The following is a 2,141-nucleotide window of genomic DNA, read 5'->3' as shown; positions in this document are numbered from 1 at the left end:
GCCACCCCATACCCGACAACCGGCCCGCGTACGGGGACCACGAACGGCCCGCGCTCGCCTGCACCGTGCGGCCCTGGGCGCAGTTTCCCCTGGAGCGTGCCCTGCGCGGCATCCGTACGGCCGGATTCGACGCCGTCGCACTCCCGGTGCACGGCGTCACCGAAGTGATCACCCCCGATACCCCGGCCGCTCGCGCCACGGAGGTCGGCGCGGTCGTCCGCGACCACGGGCTGCGTCTTGTGGTCCTCAGCCATGCCGCCGACCTGGACCGCGACGACGAGCAGGCGCTGGGCGCGCTGCGCCGCCAGATCGACCACTGCGCCCGCCTCGCGGTGCGCACCCTGGTCGACATGGGCTGCCCCGAGCTCGAACACGGCGACCGCTATCTGCGGCTGATGGCGGCCGCCGCCCCGTACGCCGCCGCCTGCGGGGTGACCATCGCCGTCAAGCCGCACGGCGGCCTGACCCGTACCGCGGCGGACACCCTGTCCGTCGTCCAGCGCGTCGGCCACGACGCCTTCCGTGCCTGCTGGGACCCGGGCAACCTGGTGCACTACGGCGGCGAGCCGCCCGCCGACGGCCTCGCCGAACTCGCCCCGTACATCGCCGCGGTGGGCGTCCGCGACCACCCGGTCCGCGGCAGCAACCGGGCCACCGCGAACGGCGGCATGCCACCGGCGATCACACCGGGCGACGGCATCGTGGACTTCACCGCCCTCTACCGCACGCTGCGCGCGCACGGCTTCACCGGGCCGAGTGCCGTGGAGAGCGTCACCCGGCTCGGCACCGTCGAGGAACTCGACTCCGAGGCGGAACGGGCCCGCCACAACGTCCTGGACGCCATGGCGGGCCGCACACCGGCCCGGCGGGAACCCGCGCCCACGATCCCGGCCGACCGCTCCTGCTCCCTGGTCGCCCGCACCGCGGCCGAGGACCCGATCGGCACGGCCCGTCCCTTCGACCGGTTCCTGATGCTCGAACTCCCGCTGCCCTGGCCGCCGGGCATGGGCACCCCGGTGTGGGAGAGCGACCGGGTACCCGCCCCGCTGCGGGCGGCCCTGCGCACCGCCACCCGCCGCACCGCCGAACGCGGCCTGACCATGAAGACGTTCGCCGCCGCACCCGACCCGGAGTACTCCGCCCCGGGCCTGCTGCGGATCATCCGCTTCGACCGCGCCACGGGACCGGCCGCGCCCCTCACCCGTATCGAGCACCACGTCCCCACCGACCAGGCCCCGGCCCTGGTCGACGCCCTGTTCGCCGACGACCCCGCCGCCCTCGCCCCGTTCGCCGCGTACCGCGACCCGACCCTCCACCGCGACCTGGTCGTCTGCACGCACGCCTCGGTCGACGCCTGCTGCGGCACCCTCGGCTACCCGTTCTACCGGCAGCTGCGCGAGGCGCACGGCAGCGACGGCACCGTACGGGTGTGGCGCATCAGCAGCTTCGGCGGCCACCGCTTCGCGCCCACCCTGGTCGACTTCCCGGAAGGCCGCTACTGGGGCAACCTCACCCCCGACCGCATGGCCCAGCTGGTCGAGCGCACCGGCGACCCGTCCGAGCTGATGGACCTCTACCGCGGCTGGTCCTGCCTGCCCGAACCCGGCGAACAGGTCATCGAGCGCGAACTCTTCCGCCGGTACGGCTGGGACTGGCCCGCGCACCGGCTGACCCTCGCGCCGACAGCGGCCGATACCCCGGCCGCGTACGACGTGGCCGTCCACGACCCCCGCGCGGGCACCACCCACCGGCACCGCGCCGAACTCCGCCACCTCGGCGCTCGGCCGGTCCTGATCGGCTGCGACCGCATCGCGGGCGAAGTGCAGCGCTACACCGCCACCGTCTCGGCCGCCGACGGCGGCAGCTGAACCAGTCCGGGCCCGTCCAGGCCAGGGTCAGCCCAGGCCGGACAGGGCTCGACCTGGTCGATTCCCGGGCATATCGTGGTAGTGACGGCCGACTCTAATGGCAGGGGGTCGTCATGGTCGAAGAGCTGCTCACAGTGGGACTGACGGTCGCGACCGCCGGCGCCGTGTACGTCGCGGCGGCCGCCCGCGTGGTGAAACAGTACGAGCGGGGCCTGGTCTTCCGCCTCGGTCGCCTCAAGGAGCGCGTCCGAGGGCCCGGATTCACCATGATCG

At 74.3% G+C, this 2,141-nt stretch carries 1 protein-coding gene; it reads left to right on the top strand.

All coding sequences use genetic code 11. The features are described 5' to 3' along the window. The coding region (locus U9R90_RS35740; protein WP_411061627.1) for a TIM barrel protein at positions 1 to 1,868 on the top strand (1,868 nt) is incomplete at its 5' end. Between the last annotated feature and the right edge of the window lie 273 nt (positions 1,869 to 2,141).

The organism is Streptomyces sp. E11-3 (genome assembly GCF_046540415.1).
Lineage (GTDB): Bacteria > Actinomycetota > Actinomycetes > Streptomycetales > Streptomycetaceae > Streptomyces.
Note: the sequence above shows the minus strand (reverse complement) of the source record. Positions and strands in the feature narration are given on the sequence as shown.